Below are 23,738 nucleotides of genomic sequence, written 5' to 3' on the forward strand. Positions count from 1 at the left end.
AACTTGGTTTTACCAACTGAAAAAAATTTAAATTTCAGTTAAGGGGAGAAGTCTGCCTAAAAATAGGACATTTCCAATGGGAAATAAATTAATTAGATTTTAAAGGTTAGAGAATGTTCAATCTTATAAAAAGATAGAAAACTCTCACCTGCATTTTAGAAAAACGTGCATCTTTTAAAGTGCTATGAATATTTCAGGAATAACTATATTATTTTTCAACAACTTTATTATTTGTGTACAAAAAATTAATTATTGGTGGATTATTAGGCTATATTCATCCTAAAGTTTGGCTATCTTCACTTCATCAAACGTACGGAATAGTAGTTGATTTTCTTTTAAAATTTTATAAAGGAGAAAGGAAAAAGAAAGAGCTTAATTATAAAATATAAAGTTTAAAAAACCTTGGCTTTTGAAAAATCATATTCAGGGAATTACAAACTTTGCACCCACTAATAGAAGAAAGGAAGTCAGATTGTGTTTTCAAAAAAAACTAAAAATGCAGAAATAATTTTTACAATAGGAGAAACAAAAATAGCAACTAAAATTAATATTGAGAGTGCAACAGAAAAAGCAGATTTGAATGGAGATAAAAATAACCCAAACAAAGATATTAACCACATTTCATTAATAGTTAAGGCTTCAGATAAAATAAAAAAAGATTTAGGTATAGTAATTCAGGATCTCAATCCTTCAGTAGAAGTGCGTTATTTATAATAAATAACAAATAATTAAACAAAAAGGGTGATTTAATGTTTTTTGAACCAACCTTAGATCATACAATTATTCATATGAAAATCAAGTGCTTTAATAAAAGTTGTGATAATGTGATTGACTTTTCATATTCAGAGGATTTCTCTCCTAGAATGGTAGGCGAATGTCCGAAGTGTGGGACTGAGTATTCTCGTAAAATACATGGGTTAAAAGATTCTGAAATTATTAGTAGAACAGAGCAACCAGTTTATCGTTAAGTAAGTCAAAGTAACAACGAAAAAAATTACTTATGGATGTTACGTTCACGAAGTGACTTTATTGTACTTTTTAAACAGCTATTTTATTTTTAATCATCTTTATTATTTCTAAACAAAGGGAGCATTAAGTTATCACTTTAATGCTCCCTTTGTTATTTATTTCTCCTTTGATCAAGACGTTCTGCAGCAAGCTTAGCTTTTTCTCTAGATGTATTGATATAAAGCAAGGAAATGTCAGATTGTGTATGACCCAATTGGTTCATAATAAGCGGAATGTCTCCTCCTGTTTGTTCTGCTAAATTAGTAGCGTAAGTATGTCTTAATTTATGGGGGGCCATTCGTTTATCAAATGATTTGGTATACTTATAAACTATATTCTCAACAGCACGTGCAGTAAGAGGGAGTGTATCTCCCTTATATTGTTTAACAAATAGATACTGACTTTCCTCATTTCCTGCTTTATACCTTTCATTTCTTATAGATAGATAATCTAATACATCTAACATCGAAGAAGGAGTAACTGGAATAGTATCTTTCTTACCGCCTTTTCTAATAATACTTATTTCGTTATTTTTACTATCTATATCTTTAAGGCGTAATTCTATCAGTTCGTTTACTCTAATTCCGCTACCCAAAAATAATGAAATGATAGCAAAATTTCGTTCCTTGTCACGATTAAAGAACTTTAATTCTGAAGGGGAAAGAGTGTTTTCATATTCGTTTTTTATATACTCCAAAAAATTGAGATCTTCATTTCCTATAAAAATTTTCTCCGAAATCTTTCGTGCTCTTTCATTAAAAGTTTCCGAAACTTTCTTGATAGGAATTTTTTTCATTACATTTCGATGAAAGTAAGGTTCACCTTGTGTTCCTGAAACTTCTGCTTCAATCGTTAAATAATTGAAAAGCGAACGAAGGGAGGACTTATGCCTATTAACCGTTTTTGAACTTATTTTATGTGATTCATTTGCTTTCTCGTACTTTTTACGACTGACATATTTAAAGTAATCTTGTGCATCTGATAGGGGAAGGGATCCTAACAAGCTTACTGGAAATGTTTTTAAACTAGACCATTTGACCCTTTCATCAGCCATTAACCAAGATAAAAACTCCTTATAATCTCTAACATAATTGAATAGGGTAAGAGGGGAGCGATTATCCATTTTGGCTTCTACATATTCATTTATAAAGTCTGGCATTTCCTTTAGAAGTTCCTCTAGTCGCCTTTCATAATATTCATGTTGTTTTGTTATAGCCATTCGGCTCACCTCCAAACAAGAACATTTGTTCGTATAATACAATCTTTACGAACAATTTAAATTCTAAAACTATTTTATTTTTAAACTTGTTTAATACACTCACGATAGTACTTCTCAAAAAATCTCTCTATATCTTTATCTGTTAAACTTACCTTTTCAGAAGGATTGGAACCACTAGTAGTTATGTCATACATCAGATACACCATCTGCGGAGTATTCGGGTGACTATCTAGAAATTTCCCATGCCCTCTGAATAGCAAATAGTCTCCTATATATTCAACTATATCTCCGTAATAAAGCCATTCAACATCTAAATCGCTAAAGTTAAATTTTTCTACTACCGAAAGTGGTGGTAATGCTAAGCCTCTAAGATACGAATTGAGAGTAGCTTTTGGAATTTCTAATAACATAGCCATTTCTGATAAAGATAGACTATACTCTTTTTGAATTGCTTTTAACCGTATTGCTACCTTTTCTTTAATGGGCTTCATGTCTCTTTGAGGTATTGATTTCATTTAAATAATCACTCCCTGACGGATGATATACAATTGCACTTACTAACCCTTTAAAAAAATGCTGAACTAAATAATTTTTTGTTTTAGAATTGAAAATAGGATGCCAAAAATAATCATCATCAAAATTTTCTAGGTCTCGGGATAAGAAAAAAGGTAAGTTATGAATACCTTCAGCTACTTTCATTGAAAATTTACTAGAACGAAAGTTACCATGTTGACAATCCAAAATATATGTTTCAATTAGTGACAAATAGGCTTTCTTTTTTATATGTATTGGGAGAATCAATATTTCATTAATAAAATCAGAATAAGAAACTGATAAAATGTTCTTGATATTTTCTCTAGTTATTGTATTGTTTTTTTCTTCACATATCTTTTTTAATATATGTGAAAAGGATTCCTGTGTAATTTCATCTGATTTCTGTTTAACCATACTCACACTTTTCTTAAGTTGTGTTATTTTCCTATTTAATTCATTTGTACGCTTGATAAAATCATCTTCAAAAACATAATAATTCCAGAGGGATTCTATCACCGTTAATGCACTCGAAATCCTAGCAAATAATTCCTCATATGTTTCTTCACTGTTTTGTCTTTTATATAGATTTACATTACTTACAAAATCTGCTTTTTCTATTTTTTCACTCCATTGAGCATAATCAGCTACTATGAAATCTACTTCTCTCTCAAACCTTGATAAAATTTTGTAAAAATATTGCATATTTGGTTTTCTACTAAACAAACTAACTATTTTAGTCATTTTTTTCATCTCCTTTTTAAATCATTGAAGTAATAATAATAAAAAATGAAGTTACATTTATAACAGATGGCAGAGGAACATCTTCTATTACTTTAAGAATTAAATATTTTATCTTTAGCCTTATTCCAGCTGCCAAAACGTTGTTCATAGACTTTGGAAGAGGGGAGATTATTAATTTTAGAATAAGTTGTCCATTGACTAATAGTTGTGAAAACTTTGTTGTGTTTTAAAGCAATATTTACTAGTTCATCTTCTTCATAATATCGTTTTCTAACAGATGAATTGTTAAAAATCACTTTCTTAGCGTTGTTCCATGAAGAAAATATATAAATGTAAACTTTGGAAGAGGGAAGACCCTGTACTTTACTAAAATCATTCCAGTTTCTAGCTGTAGTAAATTCCTTTTTATATGTTTCAGCGAATTTTATAAGATCTTCTTTGGTATAATCAGATAAGAATGGATTATAAACTTCAATGTTCGGAAACAATTCCTCTTTAGCCTTATTCCAACTCCCAAAATAATATGAAAATGTCATTGCTCTTGGAAGATTATTCTCTTGAGCATGCTGATTCCAGGTTGAAACTGATGAAAAATATGCTGCATTCTCTTTTGCTACTTTAATAAGATATAATTTATCATATTTCAAATTTACCACCATCCTAGATTTCTCATTCGAATATCTGATTTGAACTCATAAAAATATGAACATAATTTTCAAAGTCTACTTCAATTAATTCTGGAGAATTTGACCATTCAAAGTATTTAATTTGCGTAATAAAACGATAAAATTTTTCATTTAGAAGCAACTTCATAACTAGATTATTTTTTTCTCTAATTCTCTTGGAAGTAGGGGAGTCGTTGCGAATTATAGTACGTACCATACCTAAAAGAATATCTATTGATTCAATACCAACTTCTTCTTGTTTTGAATAATAGTTAGATTCTTGGATAGTAAAGTGTTCACCTCTATAAACAGATTGTATATTCAACTGTTCAAAAAGTTGATTTCTTAAATCGTAATTTTTATTTTGATAAGTGGTATCATGTTCTATATAAATTTGAGTATTTAAGTGAACATGAGAACCATATTTTCTTAAAAGTCCATATATTATCCTTTCAGGAAATTTCATATAAATTGTTTGATCAGCAATATTTTCATAAACATTTTTGATTTTTTTGGAAATTTCCTCAATCTTTGACTGGTTATAAGAAATAACATTCATTTTCAATAGGTATTGGTGTTCTAGCAATGTCAATATTATTTTCCAAATTATATTTCTCTCTGTACTATCACCTCCATAGGCAGTCCAATGAATTTCTTTTTTTCTTATTAATTCATTTAAAGCAAGTACTTTAGGCGAGTTATAATAAGACTCTGGAATTGCTAAACCGCCCATTAAATGAGGTTTTGTTTGATTTTTACCGCTTTCATCAAAAAATATTTTTAAATTTATACTCCCAAAGTCTCTTTCCATAAAATCCCTCTTTACAATTTAATTATAATCATGCATAATAATATATAAATCATTAATTTTGGGTATAGTAATACATAACTTGTTGCGCCTTTAAATAGCGACACGTTATTTATTACTTGGTGGAAGTACTCACTGCGCCATTGAATCAGCGGTGCGTAGTTCCCATACCTATAATAAAAAGGATTAGAATATTGATTATTCTAATCCTTTTTATTATACCAAACATACATTCTGATTTCTATATATTTATTCGTAAAATTTGTATTATACGAATAATTAAAACAAAAAAATCTCCCCCCCCTTTTTCAATTGACGAGTGAAACAAATATACTGAATCTTATAATCCTGCAATACCAAATAATAAAACAGTAAATATCACTCCAAATGACTTCATTTTCTTACTCATAAAATAATGAATATGCATTTCTTTTCTTAAAAGTTAAACATTTCTTTATATTCCATATCTAATTGATATTCCGCATTGGATAAAAAGTAAATAATATTTAGGATTTCATTTTCTGGTGTATCATAATACTCGCTAGTAATGATTGAATTGTCCGAGAAATCAAAGGAATAGAGATTTTTTTGAAGCTGATAGAATACGAGATTTACTGAATAAAAAAGGTTATTAATAGAGGATACTTCTCAAGGGCCTCAGAATTTGAGTGATAAAAAAATAAATAGATAAATAAAAAATAATTTATTCGTTTATTAAATGTTTTAGGAGAGTTATAAACGTATAAGAGCCTTGTCACATAAGCAAGTGTAGGAAGGCTCTAACTTATATAATAATAGATGTAACACATAGGGAGAATACTAGTATGAAGTTTACTTAAAAAATTACTTCAACCACGTTGACTAACTACTTCTCCTTCTGGTGATGGATTTTTCAATGTAGGACATCCTTATCATTTTAGTAAGAGATAATTTTATTAAAGACACTCATCATTTTTTCTTAAAAAATCCTATGAGTGTCTTATATTTCTACTATCTTGTTTATATTATTTGTTGTTAAACTCAATGAAATTATTAATAACAGTATCTAAGAACTTTTTTGTGCTTTTATCAGTTAATTCGCCTGTTTCATTTATTTTTTCATGAACTCTCCCTATATAAACTTCATTGCCAGGCATTAAATTTATTGCTAAAGATGGATTGGAAAGAATTTCTCTTAAATGAATTTGAGCTCTGACACTTCCTAAAATTCCAGTAGAGGATCCTATTATTAATCCAGGCTTGCCCTTAACAATAAGTTCATCGTCATACGACAGCCAATCAATAGCATTTTTCAAAGCACCTGAAATGGAAAAGTTATACTCTGGAACTGCGAATAACAGTGCATCTGAGTTTTTTATTGTTTCTTTAAATATTTTAACATTTTCTGGAATACTATGTTTCTTATAATCAACTGAAAACATTTCTAAATTATTCACAAATACTGGATTTATCTCAAGTCTATCTGAATAGTATTTTTTTAACCATCTAACTAGTTTAAGGTTGTATGACTTGGAACTTGTACTACCAATAATAGCTTTAACATTAATAGTCAAATTTCCACCTCCTGTTTACGTTAGGACATTGCAAATTAAATTAAATTAATAGATTTTTGATTAGTTGTTTTATGTTTTCCTTTAACTTTCTGCATATACATATTCATAACTAAAGGACATGTAATAGCAGTTAATATAGCAGTGGTAATTAATACTGTATACATCTCATTGTTAAAGATACCTATTGATAATCCTGTAGTTGCAACAAATATTTCCATCCCACCTCTAGCATTTAAACATAGCGTAATCATCCACAAATCATTCCAACTAAATTTGTAGTATTTTAGAATAAGTGATGGAATGAGTTTTACAATCATACCTATAATTAAAAAAATTACTGTAAATAATAATATTTCTGTGTTTTTAAATATTAATATATTTCCATGATGACCTACCATCGCGAAAAATAATGGAGTAAAAACTTCATTTGAAAAACCGCTTAATCCTTTTTTTAATTTCATTCTATATTGTGGAATAGACGCTATTGTTAATCCAAATAACAATCCTCCCAAATAAAGGTTAATTTTAGTGACAAATTGAGTATATACACTAAAGCCTAAGAATGCTGGCCAAAATAGAAAATTAAGCTTTTTTCTACTAATAATATTTATCAGTATCCTTCCTATTAACATTAGTAGAATTACACCTATTACCATTACAAATACATTCTTAGTTATAGTAAGTACTGAGTATTTTGTAGATTGAAAAGATGTAATTAAAATTCCTATTGATAACAGAATCCAACCAACAAAATCTACAACGATAGTCGAGAATAATAGAAACTGTCCGTTTTTACTAGATGCTATTCCCCAATCATTAAGAACTCTAGAGATTATAGGTACTGCAGACATCATCAAACAAATAGATATAAATATCCCAACATGGAACAAAGGAATATCTGGTTTAATCATTACCATAGGCACTAACCATAAAATCGCGTAGCCAAAAATAATAGATGTAAGTAAACTTATTAGCGTATGCCATGAAATCGTCCATTTTAATTTTCGAGGAAAGTTTGACATTTCAGCTCCAGACAATGACAACATTGTTAGAAATCCAAATAGTGTTACTATTCCCATAACCGTTTGGTCAAGATTTTCAAATTTCATGGGGAATATAAAATTATAAATATTTGGTAACATCCATTTCATAAAAGATGGTCCCCAAATTAACCCCGCCAAAAACTCCCCTACAACCTCTGGACAATTTATTTTTTTAAAGAGAAATCCTAGCACCTTAGCAGTTAAAAGCAGAACAAACATCTGGAGAATTACTTGTGCTATTATTGAATCGTTCATAGGTCCCTCCAAGTTATTATTTTCTATAAATCATAGCTTAAATTTCAAGTAATCCTCACAAACACTTATTCTTATATTTGTTTAATACGTTTAATGAATTTTGAAAGTTAACAATTCCATATCCTGCTGCATTTTTATCATCTGATATGTCAATAGCTCCTTCAATTAATAGTTTCTTAATTTCATTTGGAGAAAGTTGATTATCTTGCTCTAATAATAAAGCAACTAAGCCTGCCGATATCGGAGTAGCCATTGAAGTTCCAGACATATTAAAATAATATTCATTGACTCTATTTTTTGGGCTGATTATATCACTATATGAGCCTGGTGACCTTAAAGATATAATATTTGAACCAGGTGCTACAAGATCAGGCTTATTAAAACCATCTTTAGTAGGTCCACGACTTGAAAAGTTTGCTATAACATCATCATTGTTTTCAACTGTATTCATATCATCAGTTGCACCAATAGTAATTAATTGTGGATGTATGGCTGGACTACCAATAGTGCTACTCTTTGGTCCTTCATTCCCAGCTGCAACTAGGACTACTATTCCCATTTCCCAAGCTTTTTCTAATGCTTGACACAATGGATCCTCTTTATAAGACCTTAATGGACTTGTTCCTAAAGATAGTGACAATATATGAATATTATAAGTATTCTTATTATCAATAACCCATTCAATTCCTTCAATTATATTAGATATAGTACCTCTACCTCGTCCATCCATAGTCTTAATGGCAATAATATTTGCTTCTGGTGCAGTGCCTTCAAAAATTCCATCACTCGATAAACCATTTGAAGCAACACAACCAGCTACATGTGTTCCATGTCCATTATCATCATATGGCTCAATTTTATGATTTACCAAATCTTTAAAAGCAACTATCCGATTGTTAGGTGTAATTAGATCCTCGTGTGGATGTACTCCAGTGTCTATAATCGCTACATTTATTCCCTTACCTGTCAATGATTGCGGATTTAATTTCCTATCAACCTTATTAACTCCTGTGCTAGGAACTGCTGTATCTAATAGTAACCATGCAGGTCTATCAAGATTAATTCTGATTATTGAATCATGATTATTAAGTTCATTTAAATAATCTAGTGAAGTCTCTATTAAGTAAGTATTAATATTAGAGAATTGTTTTTGAAAGTTACATCCACAATCCAAAAGAAAATTTTGTACTTTTGCTTCATGATCTTCATTAAATTGAATTAATAACTTAACCTTTTCATGATTGTCTCCTTTCGTCTCGACATAATTAATCAATGATTCATCACACTTTTGATAATTTTTTTCCAATATAAAAACCTCCTCAATTACCCTTTAATTACAAGTAATTGAGGAGGTCGAAAAAACAACTTCTTATTCAGGTTGACAACATAAAATTCCTTCGCCTTTTTCTATTTCATTCTTTAAACTAGAAAGTACTCCTTGCCACGCCATTTCGTGCCATTTAACTGCTTCATCCCACTCTTCTCCGTCTTTCCAACCCTTATGAAGTACTTTTACTATAGTTTTATCATCTTGTTCTTCTAAGTAAACATTTACTATTGTTAAATCATTATCTGAATTCATTATGGAAGCAAATTGATCTGGTCCCTTCCATGTAAACACCAATTCTTTGTTTGGAACAATACTTTTTACTTTACAACCTTTTGTGTTCATACCTTCTTCATTGCCAGGATCAAAGTAGAGTTCGAAAGCACCTCCAACTTTTGGTTCAATTACTGTAACAGGTGCAAACCATTGAGAAACTCTGTCTGAGATTGTCCAAGCATGCCACACAAGGTCTTTAGGGGCATTTATTACCACTTCTTTTGTTATTGAAGAATTAGAAATCTTGTTTTCCAAAAAAAAACCTCCCTAATGGTTGTTATATACTAATTTTACCATTAGAGAGATGGTTTTCAAGAATTTTTAGAATTTTTTCATTAATTTTTTGTATTTTTTTCAATTAATGGTTGTGATTGTGATTTTTATCTTTGCAAAAATTCCCTATATGTGTTCTAACTTTTTTTAAATATGCTACAGGTTTACCGTCAGGATCTTCCATATTATACAACGGAATCTTAATATCGCCAGTACCTCCACCTTGTCCGACTGGTGGTACATGTGTAATTTTATGTGTAAGTTCGATTGGTTCTTTATTAAAGACTGTCATGCCAATATCTTTTAAATTAAACTTAGCATAGTTATTCATTTGGCAATGTTTTGGTGCCCCGCTTTCAACGCTTGGAACTGCTGTTCCTGGTAAAACCTGACCTTGGGAAACCTTGTAATCTTCATTAATACTAACTTCTATTTTACCAAGTTTTTCACTTTCTCCCTTAACATCTAAACCCTTCATTTTAATATCAATAGATGCATCATTCCAGTTTGAGCAAGAAGGATGGTCACGTTGAATCATATAAGTACCTTTTAACTCAATCGTTTCTTCCCCAACACCAGGAACTTCAATAGTATCCCAAGTAACAAAGTCTAGAAGATCTTCACCGCCTTCTGGCATTTTAAATGGTTGTAAGTCTTCTATTTTCTTAGCTGTTGCACAGCAACCATGAGGTGCTGCGTCCTCTCCTCTAATCTCAGCTAGGGAAACTCCCGAAATGTCCGCCAGTGATTCGACAAATTCATCCCAACTTACAATTGGCTCTACATCTGGATGTTCACCTGTAACAATGCACCAAGGAACAACTTTTTTAATTAAGTCACTTGGTTCATCTGTTTCCACAACTAGAGTGGCTGCTCTATTGGCAGCATTCACATAACCAAATTCAACATCCTTTGTAAAATCCACCAATGATTTTAATAAATTTGTTGCTTGATCTGAATTAAGAGTTTCACCGACAAATGGAGTCATTGTTAAATGAATGGTATACTTCATACTTTTACCTCCTGAGAATTTTTTACCAATTGCAATTGGATAACTTTATTCTAGCAAGGTTATAAAAGCATCTTTTGTTCTAGTTTGCTCTCATAAATATTTTTTCATATTTTTTATATAAATGTTCAAGAGATAGAATTATCGGAGGATCTGCAATATTTTTTTCTCTTAGTTTTAATGGATAAGTTAAGTTAATAGAATTATCCTTTACACTTATTTTTTCTAAATGCATACAGCGATATAGATTATCTGTATCTATTGGAAATCTTAGTCCGTCCTTTTTATTAGCTCCTGCCACAAATAGATAAAATTCACCATTAGGGAAGCCATCAATTAAAAAATCACCATCCCTATTTTGTATAGAACAAGCAATAGGCTCACCAGAAGGTATAAACTCATTAAATAATCCAATAAAAATAGTTCCTACAAAATTTGGAGGTGCTATAATTCTTCCAGTAATCTCCCCTCCATTAACCTTTTTATGTTGTAACTCTTTGAAATCTAAAATACTAGTTTTTTCTTTATATGTTGAAGGAGATATTCCTACTTCTGATTTGAATTTAGAAGTAAAAGTACTCAAACTATTGTAGCCTACATCAAAACAAATATCTGTTAGCCTCAAATTAGATTCATGTAACAATTGCTTACTTTTATATAATCTAATGGACATTAGATATTTCCTTGGCGGAATTCCCGTTATTTTTTTAAATACTCGATTAAAATGAAACTTACTTAAATTTACTGAGTTTGCGATAGAATCTAAGGTTAATGTATCGTCTGAATAGTTGTTTTTCATATATTCAATTGATTTAAGTACAATGTCATACTGATATTTATTCATTACATTTGGGAACATAGTCAATCAATTCCTTTATTTAAAATTTTTAAATAAACATTATTTAGTTATCAACCACATACTGGCAAGCCAAAAAGGCTTGCCTAATTAGTAATTATTTATTAACTACCTCATATTTTTTTAAAGCTTTTTTCAAGGAATCTGGTACTTCAATGACCTTAAGTTGTCCGTCTTCTTTATATAAACAAGCAATCTCTTGCTCACCTCTACACACCAACTCTAATGGAGTCGAGTCCTCACTAACTTTCCAATATTCAAATAGCATCTTGACCTTATTTAATTTAGTACCACCTGAAAACATTTTAATTTCAACTCTATCAAATGCAAATAATTCTGAAAGGTATTGGCAAGAAACTTTTGTAGTAACTAAATACAATCCTCTTTGCAACAAATCTATAATATCTGGTGCTTTATCTTTCAAAAAGAATTCTCTACATATCCCTTGCCATTTAACATAATTGGTATAGTAAACGTTGCCCACTAGATTCGTCTCTTCAAAACTAACTGTATGTTGGTAACTATAATTTTTCAATAATTAAACCTCCATAGCTAAAGTTATAATAAATGATCTATCTTCATCGTACACATTCGCTAAATAAGAATAAATTAGTGTATTGTCAGAGTTAAACACCACAAAATTTTCATTGATAGAACTTATAGTGACAGGATGATTATAGAGTTTTCCGGATTTTTTTAACGATTCCATAACAGTCCATGCCATAGTAGCACTTATCTCAAGGGATTCCCCTGTTTCATCTGAAAGATACTTTGCCAATCTGAAATACTTTTGTCCTAGCAAACTTTCCCATCTCAGATTCTCTACTATAGCAATATCGCAACCAATATCTTTATTACTAGAAGCTGCTAAAACTAGATTATCTACTTTAGAACAAGATACTTTAATTTCATCTGTTTCAGGTTTATTGTCACTTCTTCTAAGAATGCGAGCAAAATTGGATACCACTTGTTTTGCATACATGCTATTATCAATTTTCTTAATGGCTTTATCTAAAAATACTCTTATATTCAGATTTTTTTCACTTTCATTTATCTTTCTCTCTAAAAAGGAACCTAGTAAATACGGATTCCATTCTTTTATTGGTAATTCTTCTCCAATAGTTTTCAACAAAAGCCCCTTCCAAGTCTCTAAAACAGTACCATCCTCCGAAGTTACTTGTAGGTCATATTCTAATAAATCATCGTTTTTATTTTTCTCAATACCTGTGACAATGAGATATTCATGCTGGTCTATGTTTTTGTTAATTCTTACACTTTCCACAGAAACTGGAATCAAATGCTTATGTGGAAAACATGCTTGTAGAGAATGAAGAAACGAATCTCTAGGGCCGATTGATTTGGTTATTAAATTTTGCGGTAAATATTTACCAAACCAATTTTTATATTGAGTATTTTCTACTAGTGAGATACTCTTTAAAGCTGTTACAAATTTATAGCAAACAATATTTTTAAATCTACCTTTTTGAAATAAAGTATTTTTATATAATGCTTCTGAAGGATTAGGTGTTAAAATATTATGTTTACTTTCATTATCAAAATGAATTAAAGGACTAATTCTATTACCTGAACCATATTGACAGATTCCAGTTACATGGTCTAAGAGATAATTTGTTTTCTCTGATCTAATACTTAGTTTTACCTTGTTTTTACCTATTACAAGCCCTGATATTCTAATTTTAGTTCCTAAATTATCCACTGTAATAGGGTAATTAAATTTTAATTCTTTAAATATAGGCATTTGATCTTTTTTACCTAAAATGTAAGCGTCAAACTATACCCACATGGTTTGACGCTTACGTTTGCAGATTGAATGGTAACGTTATTGTAGCGTGGGTCAACTAAGCATATATCATCAGATAGTCCATCATTGTTAATGTCGTTAATAGCAATACCTGCACCTACCGAAGATATCCATGATTTTATTTTTTCATAACTTGGATTTACCTCTCTAATCATCCTTTCCTCTTTATCTTTTATATTTCCACTAATAGCATACTCATCAAAATCAAAATTCTCTTTTGCTTCCCCTTTGGAATCCAATATGTGCATAGAAAAAAAGAGAGTTACTACAATAACAATAGAAATATATTTTTTAATTGTTCGTTTAAAGTGTGATTTTGGATTCATTTTTAATAACCAGCTCCATTCATATAAAATTCAGCTTGAATAATATTTCTCCAGTTATCATAAACAGTTAAATTGTTTGTAACTTTAGATGCTTCTTCTAATGCAAAAGCTGTGAGCTCTGATAACGCTTTTGAGTTCATACCACAAATACTTAAACTTACTAGCTCTGTGTTTGCAGATGGAGTATTTGCTTGATATCTAGCAGTTGCAGCAAACGCTATTCCTTGAGCTAAACATGGAAAATATTCGCCAACTATTTTCTTTAAATTTTTTAGAGTTTCAATATTTAATGGTCCTGCATATGCTGCTCCAAGACCAACACCACTCCATAAATCACTTCTAATTTTTTCTTCAAAAGAATCAACTGTTTTACTAATTTCGTATATGTCCCCACCTTTAACAAACCAGAGACTTCTACCAAGTCCTTGAAAATAAACATTACTTAAATTAACATTTTGTTTAATTATCCTAGGTAGTTGTTTTTTATTAATGTACTTGTCCCAGTCAAAGTATCCGTAATAAAATCCCATTCCATCAACAATCAACCATTTTAATAATGGGTCATGTTTGTTGAATGCCTTTTTAAAAAGAAGAGGAAATTTTGCATATGCCCATCCCGCTCCGATATGTAACATATAATTATGATGTTTTCCGGCACCCTCTAAAAAATGCCTAAATCGAGAACGTTTAAACATACTTATACTATCTTGTATAATCAAGGCCATTGCAGCACCTTCATAAGCAAAACCCCTAAATTGTTGAGGTACACTTTCTAACTTACCTGTAAAATTATTTGGAAAGTTAATAACAAAGTGATACCCATCAAGAAATGTACTACCAACTTTCTCTAAATTATCTTTTGCATTTTGCTCCTTTACTTGAAATCCACGTTCTGTAACTTTCACCAATTTATATGGAATCTTTAACATTCGTTTGAACATGGGTTCACCCCTCTATTATCATTACAATTTTTTTACAATACTAAGAAGTTCAACTTTTAAACATTGAACTGCATCTTCTCTTGGAATCCTCAGAAAACTAGCAAGATACTGTATCTCATCTTCAAAAATCTTTAATAACTCTTCCATAGCCTGATAATTACCTTCATTCGCCAAATATACTAATTGATTGAAATTAAGAGGTACTTTCTTAGATAATGAAGCGCTCGTTGCTTGCATTTGTTCACCGCCTGTTGAGAAATTTTTAGCTCTTCAGCTATTTCTTTTTCTGTATATCCCTCAATAACTACCTTATTAACTACGTATCTACCTTTTCTGTTCGGTATAGTATTTATCACTTACTTCATCAACAAAAATCTTAGAAACTAAATCATTTTCAAATGTAGATATACTCCCAAAATAATTCGGATCCTCAAATTTCACCTCTCTTTTCTGAATTTGCTTTGAGACATACTGCATTCTCCAAGCAGCTCTCCTTAATAGAATCGAATAATCTTCTTTATTATGGGTGTATAACTTATTGCTCATTTCTGACCACCCTCCCCCTCTATAATTCTAGTAATTTATATTTGGAAATTAACAACCAAAAAAGTGAAATATTATGTTGTATTCTTTAAATTATTTTTACTATTTAAAAAAAGGAGGGATAATTATGGATGATCTTCAATTCTGGATTACAACTATAGGAAATTTTGGATTTCCTGTTGTAATCACAATGTATTTATTAATTAGATTTGAAAAAAAAATAGAGGCTTTAGAGTCTACTATTCAGGGATTAACCGAAGTAATTAGAACATGGAATAAGTAATTCGAAGTAAACATCAATAAAAACACCCGGATGGGTGTTTTTATTGAAAGAACTACTTGTTAATAAAAAGCAGAGATAAAAAACTGATGATTGGATTCAATCATCAACAAATGTACTATTTTACAATCATGAAAATCACTTTTACCTTAAAATAGCTTTCAGTTATCTGGCATTATTGACCATGTAATATCTATAGCATAATTTAGAGGACTTCCATCTGAATTTATATACCCAAATGCCGGATCAAGAATAATCTCCAATGCATCATAAGGTAAAGTAATTACATAAATTCCTTGGCCTGTTTTTTCACTGTCTGCTTCAATAAGAGTTGTATCCTTTAATACGTTTGACTGAACTTCGTTTATTATCGTTGGTAACATTCTCCACTGGTTTCAGTTTTAATGACATTCCAGAGAAATTCTTTTTGTATCTATACTTTTAAATTTTCCACTTGATACTTGTAGCTTCCAGCCATCCCTAACTTTACTTGTATCTTTAATAACAATTGTCTTATCGAAAGTTCAATAAGTATATTGTTTATCACCACTAAGTGTTAGTTCAGACAATTCACTATTACTTGGAACACTTAAAATCTCTAATGCTCCTACTTTCGTTTTAAATGTTTATGTACACTTACTCCTCTACCATTTTTACTTACTGGTGTAATTGAATAATTGTAAGTTATATCAGATACTAAAGCAACCTCATTATAATCTAAGTATTGCCCTGTATAAATTGGATTTCCATCCCTAAATCATCTATATTTGCAGACGATAACGATTTGCTGGAAGGGTACCACTGCCTTTAGCGTTATTCCCGTTTGAACTTTTATCAGATACTTCTCTTTTTGTGCAATCATCAAGAATCCACCTATTAAACAATCATTTGGATAGTTATAGAAGAAGCTATTACATTAGAATTTGATCAAATACTAAAGACTCTTCAAATTAATCCAAACGTAATTTTAGTTGTCCTAGAATTATCAAATAGCTAATTAATTGCTTTAGCAAAACAGATTTGCATTTCTATAAACGAAAAGAGATTATTATCATTACCCATAACAAAATAATTAACTCAACTTTCGCATACCAAATTAGGCAGGTAAGCTCTGATATAACTAGGCAGACCTGCAATCCATTGTGATAGTTGATTTTTAAGTAATTGTTGTGTTTGTTTATTGGTTTTCTTCAAGACATCTTGAAGAAGCTCGATTAATTGCTGCAATGCGACAGCCCAATCAAGTTCATTTACTTCATCACAAAGGTCATAAAATAAGCCACCTAATGTGCGTTCATCTGTGTGGCAACGATTTTGCCAAGATAGAATGATGTATCTAGTAAAAACTATGGTTGTATGACTGATAAGTAAGTCATAGGAGCGTCCTTGAAATTCTTTCTGTAAGCGAAGGAGCGATTTTGTCGTCTTAAAAAACACTTCAATATCCCAACGAATCCCGTAAATACGGACGATTTCTTGTTCGGAAAGAGTGCAATCTGTGCTAAGAATCGCGAGCCATTCGCTTTTCTTATTACGATTTTGAACGAACACGACTTTAACGGGTACACCGTTTTTCATCGTCGTCATGACGGAACGAAGAAGCCCTTTCTTTCCTTGAAGTGGTGACGCTAACCGATAGAGTTCTTTTAATGAAACCATTTGACCATTCATTTGATAACGTTGCTTTGCATTTTTGACCATACCAATAACGTCAAGCCCTTGTTCGACGATTGCCTGAATCAAAGGTTGTTGAGTAAACCATGTGTCCATCAACACGTAAGAGGCCTCGATTCCACTGGATAATGCCCGTTCAATCATTGATGGGATTTGATCAGGCGCAGACTGGAGAGCTTCAACACGACGCTTATAACCAGAACATCGTTTATCCATTTCTTCGTTGATTCCATTAATAGAAGAGGTTTTTGAGCTTAGTAAAGAGAAGTCAACAGGCATGAAGGTATGCCCATCTGACCAGCCTAATGTAAGCATTCGAAATCCTTTATAAAATCGCATTTTCAAGGAAGCATGATCAAAACAACGGGCAAGCAATTCCACGTTCTTACTACGATTTCGATCAAATGTAGAGTCATCAATAATAAGCACTTTCGGACGGTCCATTGATGTAAGCACACTGACCTTTTGAATGGTAGCTGTACTAAAGAATAAAAGAAATTTCCGCCAAGCAAACTTGGAATGATTTAAAAAACGATAGACGGTATCCTTACCCGGATAACGCTCGCTCTTTTTTGAAGTGACAAGGGCAAACCAATTTTTTTGATGAAAGATTAGACTAAAAACAAGCTGAAACAGATAGGCACATGAAAACCCAAAGTTTTTTCGAATACCCGCTTGGCGAAGGTACTTCGACACTTGTAATTCAGAGAATACGGCAGAAAGTTCATTTGGTAGTTGCTCATTCGAGTGTTTTTCCTTTATCATAGAGAAGGCACCTCTTCTTTGTGGTAATGGTTTCTAGTCAATTCCACTATACCAAAGATTGAGGTGCTTTTTCTGTTTAAAAGTAATTGTCAAGCACCTAAAGTGAGCGTTCTTAAAGCTTTGATAGACCTAAAACAAGGTCGATTTTCAAGGTGCGAAAGTTGAGTAGATTATATTTAGACTTAAATAAGTACCACCCGTGAGAATGTACTGCATCACAAAAGTTAGAGTGAACTGCGCCCTAATTGTTAGATGTTTCTAACAATTGGGGCGCAGTTAAGCTTTAACTAAAGGGTACAAGTACATTATTTTATATCATTATTAAATAATGATATATCTACAGGTTTATTTACTTCTAACTTTGAAGGATGAAGGTAGTCAATAATATCCCCAGATTTGTTATAAGTTTCATACTTAATAAGAATTCCACTATCTTTATCTACCCAAAAACGAAAGTTAGTTGCCTTAGACTTTTCTACATTATTCATTTCCCCAAATATCACAAGTGAATTATGTCCAAGAATAGGTTCGTTTTGACTTTCAATTTCCCAGTCATCTAAGTTTCTAGTATAGTTGGATGCAATATCATAAGGAAATAAGGAATTAGCAGCTTCTTCAATAGGTGGAAACCATCTACTTTCTGTCACATCTTCTCCATTAACATCAGTATTAAAATACTCTTTTATGGACAATGGCTTTGAAGCGATATATAAATCTTTATATGAACTTTTTATTGTTCTGGTTTCACCGTCTACATTGATTTTTGAATTTATGGCCCCACCAGACTTTTCTCTGATACTTAACGAGAAATCAACATTTATTTTTGTTTTACTATTAGCATAGTATAATTCAAAAGTACCGCTTGCTGTGTCAAAGTAGTCGATGGAGTTAAGCATTTTTGTTAGTATTTCTTCTTTGTTCAATTCTTCATAATTTTCCTCTTGAATTGGAGGAGTATATATATAATTATTAACAGAGCGTATATGATCTTCGTTAAGAGTATTATCAATAAAATTTTCCTTTACTAGGAACAATAAACTTAGACAAATAATACTTATAAATGACAGACTAATAAAAGGTGCCATTTTCAATTTAAATCTTTGTTTATTTTTAGAAGAATTAGATATCGCATCATATATTAAACTCTCATGTCTTTTTGTGAATTTAATGCTCTTTAATACTGTACTGTCCATTTTTTTTCTTAAGTTCTCAAGTTCATTATCCATTATTATTCCTTCCTTCTAATATTATTTTTTTTAATCTTTCCCTTCCCCGATGCATTCTAGATTTCACAGTATTTGGATTAATTTTTAATATTTTTGACATTTCGTCAATAGTAAAATCCTCATAATAAAATAATATAATAACCTCTCTTAACTTAATTGGTAATTGCATTACTTTTTCTGACAAAGAATAATCCTCAGTATTATGGAGGGGATCTACATAATTAGTATTTTTATCCTTGAAGTAAGAAAAGGATTCTAATAAAATAAGATTTCGATATGACCAACTTTTTAAAACATCTTTACAACGATTTACCGTAATTCTAATCACCCAAGTTTTATATGATGAGTTACCTTTAAAGTTATCTAATTGTTCTAAACATCTTAAGAAAACGTCTTGGGTAACATCTTCAGCAAGTTGAATATTTTTTAAATAAATGTAAGAAATTTTAAGAACATCATTCCCATATAAAGTAATAAGATAGTGAAGTTTTTCTTTTTTATCTATATCGGTTTGTAAAATCTCCTCTATATCCATTTTTTCTCGATTCAATGTCTGTTCCCCTTAATTTATTTTATAAATAGACGAACCGTATTTTATTAAAGTTCCCTTATTCAATAAAAATATTTTTATTAGATTTATAGAAAGAAAAAACCATATGGGAATCCTGGTGAGATATTAACAAAGAAAATGATATTAGCGTCTTTTGTGCTATTTGTGCTATTTGTGCTAGATCGATCGTTGGATTAAACCACCAGGAAACCGACTCATTCGCTTTGAAGGGCTACAAAAAAAAGGCTGCATATTGCAACCTGTAGTAAATCCCTTCAAAACTATCAGTTTCTCATCTATAATGACTGGATCTTCTATATTAACAGCCATTATAGAATGTTCCATCACCTGTTAGTTTCATAAATGTTCATTCATAACTCCTAAGTTGTGAATAACCCATGACTATCAATAAGTTTATACTGATAAAGAGTTTAGTGTTTTTCATTAACATATTCTACAAGAATTTCAGAAACCAACTCTTCCAAAGTCAAATTTCTTTCAGACGCAATTCGTTTCAAAGAATCTTTAACCTGAGATGGTATTTCTAAAGATAACACGTCATATTCAGAATCTATATAAATCCCTTTAATCGTTGAGATTATGGAACCTTCCACCATATATTCCTTAATAATTTTTATCGTATCTTCATCTAAAGTATCGTAAGGGAAACAATATGGTTTAATTTCTAACTCTATCTTTTCTTTATTTATGTTCATCTTCATATTTGTTGGAGTGATATATTCATAACATTTATCTAAGAAAGAGTATATATTAGATTCAACATTATTTTCATAAGGGAACTCAAATTTAGCAAATTTCCTTTTGGAAATTATCGAACCTCTTTCAATTAAATAAACCGGTTTAAAACCATATTGCTCAATTTTCGTATATGGAATCTTATTTCCACTAGCAGTTAATAAAAAGTAATCTTCATCTTCCCCAACCATCAATCTTCCATGTTCTTCACTTCTTTCATGAATAAACAATTGAAACCAACCACGTTTATTTGGTTTGGAATAAAACTCTTTATTATTTCTACTTCTAATATTTTTATAATTTTTTTGAAAACGTTCAAGCTCCGTTTGTTTAATAAAATATAATTCCCTACCTCTATAAACTTCTTTCTCTGCTGTAAGTTTACCATCCTTTATATAGTTAAATACCGTTACAGTAGATACACCTAATTGTGCAGCAACTTCACCAGTGCTAAGTCCTGGCTTTTTTAATTTGTCTTTTACCTCTTCTACATCATCTATATAAAAGTACTTCGTATTGTCAATTTGCCAACTTTTTTCATTCACTGCAGTTAATATGCCTTGTCTGGAATATGATAAAACTGTATTCTCAGCAACACCTAATAATTCCGCAGCCTGTTTTGTAGTAATTTGCTTTTTCTTATCCTCTTGGCCCATTTTATTCTCCCCAACTAATCATTATTAAAATAGTGTTTACATATCATTTAATATTAACTCAATATTATAATCTATTTATATGTTACCATTTACTATAGTCAATATTCAATTGGGGAATAATTCTAATTTATGTATTAATTCTTGCTTTGTTTACAATACTCACTAGCATTCTCTAAAAAATCTGTTATACATTCTTCTACCTTTTTTCTTGTTGGTTTTTCTAATGTAATACTTTTAAAAGTTTTATCAATAACTACCCCTCCTCCCCCTATCAATAATTTAATCTCCACTGTATCTTTTTCTCGACTCAAACTTCCTCTTTTATCTACAAATCTACTAACTTGCACTCTAAGACCATATTTGGATTTTTGTAAGAAATAAGTTTTCACTTGCACTTCATATTTACTTACAAAAAAAGTACTTTCATCTAATGCTCGGTATAAACTTTCGCTAATCAAAAAATCCACCTCTTCCTTTTATCATTAATAAGATTATAATATGTATCTTAATATTAAACAAAGGTTTAATATCTATTTTATATAAAAAAATATAATACCTACTATTTTATATTAAAATGTATTTTAAATATTAATTTTATTTATATGTATATATAGTAGACAAATAAAGTATTTTTCTACTAATATAGAAGTAGATATTAAATATACCTAAATTAAATTAATAACGAGTCACATATAACCATATAATCACTTTGTTTTCAAAAAATGCTAAAAGAGGTGAAAAAATGCTAGAAAAGGAAATTTCATTCCATTCGAACAAAAATTCGTTAGAATTTACTGGAAGTCAGTCGTCCATCGCATCGTTTTCAAAAACTTTAACAGATCCATCGCTATTTCAAAATTTACCTGACGAGTTAATCATTATGGAGGACGTATCTAACAATAAGGAAATAAATGACTTGGAAATGATGTATTTATTTTTACACCAAAAGAAAGATATGGATATACGAAAGAATAAAATGGAGAACACCATCAAAGAGTACAGCAGAGATTTACTTATCATGTATAAACAGATAATAGAAAATGCTTTTTCCATTGGATTAGATTTAAATGCACAGCAAAATCCCTATCAGGTATTTAAACTACTCAATCATGTACATATTAGAAAATTTCAAGAGTGGTTAGCTGCAGCTCCGTTAGGGAAGGGGAAGAAGCCATACGCAGTTTCTACACTGAGTCGTAAAATGGTAGTTCTTAAAGGATTTCTTTCTTTTTTGTATAAAACAAAGTATATAGAAGTTCCGCTGCATGAAAAAATGTTGAGTAGTAATGTGCGGGATATTGATCGGCCAGATAGGGATTTAGGAAAAAATGAGGTAGTGCAGATATTGGACTATTATAAAGACCATCCCATTGTTCATGGTTTACTAGCAACCTTAATTACAACAGGGCTTAGAATAAACGAATTATGTCATAGTAAAATATCGGATATTTCTTATGTGGATGGAGATTACTGGTTATATGTATTAGGAAAAGGGAGACATGAAAGAGAGGTACTCTTACATCCATATATAATAGAAGAAATACGGAAATTTCGACGAACAAGACGGTTAGATTTTATATTAGATGGTAGTGATAATTCGTATATTTTTATGACGAACAAAGGGAAACCATACAATTATAAGTATTTATCTAATTATTTAACAAAAAAAATTAATGAAGCGGATTTACCTTTCATCAAAACAAGGAAAAATCCAATTACACCACATACACTAAGACATGCTTTTGCACAAATTAGTTCTGATCAAGGGGCGAGTTTGGATCAAATTAAAATTGCATTGGGGCACAAATCGATTCAAACAACATCTATTTATCTGCAGAAGAAATCAAGAAGAGAAAACAATGCGGGACATGCTTGGAAAAATTCAAGTATCATTAATTCATTGTGATTTACAGGTGACAATATAAAAAAAAGGGTTGTATATTCGTACAACCCTTTGATAAACAAAAAAAACAGACCTTATTCAGTCCGCCTTGTTGTCTATTGTACCATCACATTTATAACGAGTTTATATTCATTGTCTTCATCTAGTCTTAAGCGTACTCCGCTAAAGCCTCCCTTATGACCTTACCTAAAAAGGATTGTTCAGCGACCAAGACAGCTTCTGTAGCGCTTGTTGCGTTTATTTGGTAACCTCACACATCCGCTACACCTTTTAGCATTGATACGTCCCAAACGTCATTCATAAATACTACTCCTATTAGTAATTTATTAAACCATAATTCATTTTCTCTGACCATCTTTTTTGTCTTTCGTGAATGCGACCCAATCCCCATTAACCTTTTCTATTTTAAATACTTGTCCGATTTCTATATCTTTCGTTATTCTTTTCAGGGTTCTATTAGGGGTAGCGTCAGGAAAATGCGGATTTACAACGTTAAGGAAATCAAAATATAAAAAGTCTAATTTCTCGGTGTTATAAGTGAAAAATTAGGCTTTAGTTACTTCATTAAAGCGCCTGATTGTTGAAGACTAAAGTTTATATTCACCAAGAAAATTGATGTGCTCTTATCCTAACAAATTTTATTTAGGACTTACATGTATGCCTTCACTCTCTCGCCAATCTGCGTAAAGTATACGCTTTACATTATCATATCCATTGGTAGTTAATTGG

General features: G+C 30.7%; 27 protein-coding genes. 3 read left to right on the forward strand and 24 right to left on the reverse strand.

Annotation, left to right across the window (positions count from 1 at the left end; all coding sequences use genetic code 11):
- The first annotated feature begins 474 nt into the window (after window positions 1–474).
- Window positions 475–714, forward strand: coding sequence for a hypothetical protein (locus ACTQ5K_RS22780; protein WP_144545499.1), 240 nt, complete (start codon window positions 475–477; stop codon window positions 712–714).
- A 406-nt stretch (window positions 715–1,120) separates the two neighbouring features.
- Here ACTQ5K_RS22780 and xerS read toward each other — a convergent pair whose 3' ends face one another.
- The 18 genes from xerS to ACTQ5K_RS22870 form a co-directional block, all read right to left on the reverse strand.
- Window positions 1,121–2,227, reverse strand: coding sequence for a tyrosine recombinase XerS (gene xerS / locus ACTQ5K_RS22785; protein ID WP_341100873.1), 1,107 nt, complete (start codon window positions 2,225–2,227; stop codon window positions 1,121–1,123).
- A gap of 80 nt (window positions 2,228–2,307) precedes the next feature.
- Window positions 2,308–2,742 (reverse strand): helix-turn-helix domain-containing protein, encoded by a 435-nt coding sequence (locus ACTQ5K_RS22790; protein WP_341100874.1) that lies wholly within the window; start codon window positions 2,740–2,742, stop codon window positions 2,308–2,310.
- A complete protein-coding gene (locus tag ACTQ5K_RS22795) occupies window positions 2,705–3,502 on the reverse strand; it encodes a hypothetical protein (RefSeq protein WP_341100875.1) in 798 nt (265 codons plus the stop codon). The genes ACTQ5K_RS22790 and ACTQ5K_RS22795 overlap by 38 nt, the downstream gene beginning before the upstream one ends.
- Window positions 3,503–3,594: 92 nt before the next feature.
- Entirely contained in the window at window positions 3,595–4,149 is a 555-nt protein-coding gene (locus tag ACTQ5K_RS22800; protein WP_152112342.1) for a hypothetical protein, read from the reverse strand.
- Window positions 4,150–4,171: 22 nt separating this feature from the next.
- Window positions 4,172–4,978, reverse strand: coding sequence for a hypothetical protein (locus ACTQ5K_RS22805; protein WP_341100877.1), 807 nt, complete (start codon window positions 4,976–4,978; stop codon window positions 4,172–4,174).
- A gap of 1,001 nt (window positions 4,979–5,979) precedes the next feature.
- Window positions 5,980–6,528 carry an NADPH-dependent FMN reductase gene (locus ACTQ5K_RS22810; RefSeq protein ID WP_251630114.1) on the reverse strand — a complete coding sequence of 183 codons (549 nt, stop codon included), beginning with the start codon at window positions 6,526–6,528 and terminating at the stop codon, window positions 5,980–5,982.
- 35 nt (window positions 6,529–6,563) lie between these two features.
- Window positions 6,564–7,826: a cation:proton antiporter gene (locus ACTQ5K_RS22815; protein ID WP_251630113.1), complete on the reverse strand. Its 1,263-nt coding sequence runs from the start codon at window positions 7,824–7,826 to the stop codon at window positions 6,564–6,566.
- A 55-nt stretch (window positions 7,827–7,881) separates the two neighbouring features.
- On the reverse strand, window positions 7,882–9,132 hold the full coding sequence (locus ACTQ5K_RS22820; protein WP_251630112.1) for a S8 family peptidase: 1,251 nt from the start codon (window positions 9,130–9,132) through the stop codon (window positions 7,882–7,884).
- Window positions 9,133–9,195: 63 nt separating this feature from the next.
- On the reverse strand, window positions 9,196–9,684 hold the full coding sequence (locus ACTQ5K_RS22825) for an SRPBCC family protein (RefSeq protein WP_251630111.1): 489 nt from the start codon (window positions 9,682–9,684) through the stop codon (window positions 9,196–9,198).
- Window positions 9,685–9,787: 103 nt separating this feature from the next.
- A complete protein-coding gene (locus ACTQ5K_RS22830) occupies window positions 9,788–10,714 on the reverse strand; it encodes a DUF6073 family protein (protein ID WP_251630110.1) in 927 nt (308 codons plus the stop codon).
- Between the two features lie 79 nt (window positions 10,715–10,793).
- The gene (locus ACTQ5K_RS22835) at window positions 10,794–11,570 is read right to left on the reverse strand and encodes a helix-turn-helix transcriptional regulator (protein WP_441994343.1); all 777 of its coding nucleotides are present in this window, start codon (window positions 11,568–11,570) and stop codon (window positions 10,794–10,796) included.
- 94 nt (window positions 11,571–11,664) lie between these two features.
- Window positions 11,665–12,102 (reverse strand): acyl-CoA thioesterase, encoded by a 438-nt coding sequence (locus ACTQ5K_RS22840; RefSeq protein ID WP_336045532.1) that lies wholly within the window; start codon window positions 12,100–12,102, stop codon window positions 11,665–11,667.
- A 3-nt stretch (window positions 12,103–12,105) separates the two neighbouring features.
- The gene (locus ACTQ5K_RS22845; RefSeq protein WP_441994344.1) at window positions 12,106–13,326 is read right to left on the reverse strand and encodes a polyketide synthase dehydratase domain-containing protein; all 1,221 of its coding nucleotides are present in this window, start codon (window positions 13,324–13,326) and stop codon (window positions 12,106–12,108) included.
- A 14-nt stretch (window positions 13,327–13,340) separates the two neighbouring features.
- Entirely contained in the window at window positions 13,341–13,715 is a 375-nt protein-coding gene (locus tag ACTQ5K_RS22850) for a hypothetical protein (protein WP_441994345.1), read from the reverse strand.
- Between the two features lie 2 nt (window positions 13,716–13,717).
- Window positions 13,718–14,656, reverse strand: a complete 939-nt coding sequence (locus ACTQ5K_RS22855; protein WP_441994346.1) for a DUF1702 family protein — start codon at window positions 14,654–14,656, stop codon at window positions 13,718–13,720.
- Between the two features lie 21 nt (window positions 14,657–14,677).
- Window positions 14,678–14,893, reverse strand: a complete 216-nt coding sequence (locus ACTQ5K_RS22860; protein WP_441994347.1) for a helix-turn-helix domain-containing protein — start codon at window positions 14,891–14,893, stop codon at window positions 14,678–14,680.
- The gene (locus tag ACTQ5K_RS22865) at window positions 14,836–15,012 is read right to left on the reverse strand and encodes an RNA polymerase sigma factor (protein ID WP_441994348.1); all 177 of its coding nucleotides are present in this window, start codon (window positions 15,010–15,012) and stop codon (window positions 14,836–14,838) included. The genes ACTQ5K_RS22860 and ACTQ5K_RS22865 overlap by 58 nt, the downstream gene beginning before the upstream one ends.
- A complete protein-coding gene (locus ACTQ5K_RS22870; RefSeq protein ID WP_441994349.1) occupies window positions 14,981–15,202 on the reverse strand; it encodes a hypothetical protein in 222 nt (73 codons plus the stop codon). The genes ACTQ5K_RS22865 and ACTQ5K_RS22870 overlap by 32 nt, the downstream gene beginning before the upstream one ends.
- A gap of 124 nt (window positions 15,203–15,326) precedes the next feature.
- Here ACTQ5K_RS22870 and ACTQ5K_RS22875 point away from each other — a divergent pair, with 124 nt between their 5' ends.
- Window positions 15,327–15,482, forward strand: coding sequence for a YvrJ family protein (locus ACTQ5K_RS22875; RefSeq protein WP_341152931.1), 156 nt, complete (start codon window positions 15,327–15,329; stop codon window positions 15,480–15,482).
- 158 nt (window positions 15,483–15,640) lie between these two features.
- Here ACTQ5K_RS22875 and ACTQ5K_RS22880 read toward each other — a convergent pair whose 3' ends face one another.
- The 6 genes from ACTQ5K_RS22880 to ACTQ5K_RS22905 all read right to left on the reverse strand — a co-directional run bounded on the left by ACTQ5K_RS22880 (window position 15,641) and on the right by ACTQ5K_RS22905 (window position 21,564).
- A complete protein-coding gene (locus ACTQ5K_RS22880; protein WP_336044841.1) occupies window positions 15,641–15,862 on the reverse strand; it encodes a hypothetical protein in 222 nt (73 codons plus the stop codon).
- Between the two features lie 694 nt (window positions 15,863–16,556).
- On the reverse strand, window positions 16,557–17,918 hold the full coding sequence (locus ACTQ5K_RS22885) for an IS4 family transposase (RefSeq protein ID WP_048717398.1): 1,362 nt from the start codon (window positions 17,916–17,918) through the stop codon (window positions 16,557–16,559).
- Window positions 17,919–18,223: 305 nt separating this feature from the next.
- Window positions 18,224–19,144, reverse strand: a complete 921-nt coding sequence (locus tag ACTQ5K_RS22890) for a hypothetical protein (protein WP_251630130.1) — start codon at window positions 19,142–19,144, stop codon at window positions 18,224–18,226.
- A complete protein-coding gene (locus ACTQ5K_RS22895; protein WP_441994350.1) occupies window positions 19,137–19,694 on the reverse strand; it encodes a sigma-70 family RNA polymerase sigma factor in 558 nt (185 codons plus the stop codon). The genes ACTQ5K_RS22890 and ACTQ5K_RS22895 overlap by 8 nt, the downstream gene beginning before the upstream one ends.
- Window positions 19,695–20,125: 431 nt before the next feature.
- The gene (locus tag ACTQ5K_RS22900; RefSeq protein ID WP_251630131.1) at window positions 20,126–21,106 is read right to left on the reverse strand and encodes a helix-turn-helix domain-containing protein; all 981 of its coding nucleotides are present in this window, start codon (window positions 21,104–21,106) and stop codon (window positions 20,126–20,128) included.
- Window positions 21,107–21,240: 134 nt separating this feature from the next.
- Complete coding sequence (locus ACTQ5K_RS22905) at window positions 21,241–21,564, reverse strand: hypothetical protein (RefSeq protein WP_144545643.1); 324 nt, start codon at window positions 21,562–21,564, stop codon at window positions 21,241–21,243.
- A 284-nt stretch (window positions 21,565–21,848) separates the two neighbouring features.
- Between ACTQ5K_RS22905 and ACTQ5K_RS22910 the strand changes: the two genes are divergently transcribed.
- Window positions 21,849–23,012, forward strand: a complete 1,164-nt coding sequence (locus ACTQ5K_RS22910) for a tyrosine-type recombinase/integrase (protein WP_047944793.1) — start codon at window positions 21,849–21,851, stop codon at window positions 23,010–23,012.
- Window positions 23,013–23,738 lie beyond the last annotated feature (726 nt).

The sequence above is a fragment of the Niallia sp. Sow4_A1 genome (genome assembly GCF_052116745.1).
GTDB classification, from domain to species: domain Bacteria; phylum Bacillota; class Bacilli; order Bacillales; family Cytobacillaceae; genus Niallia; species Niallia hominis.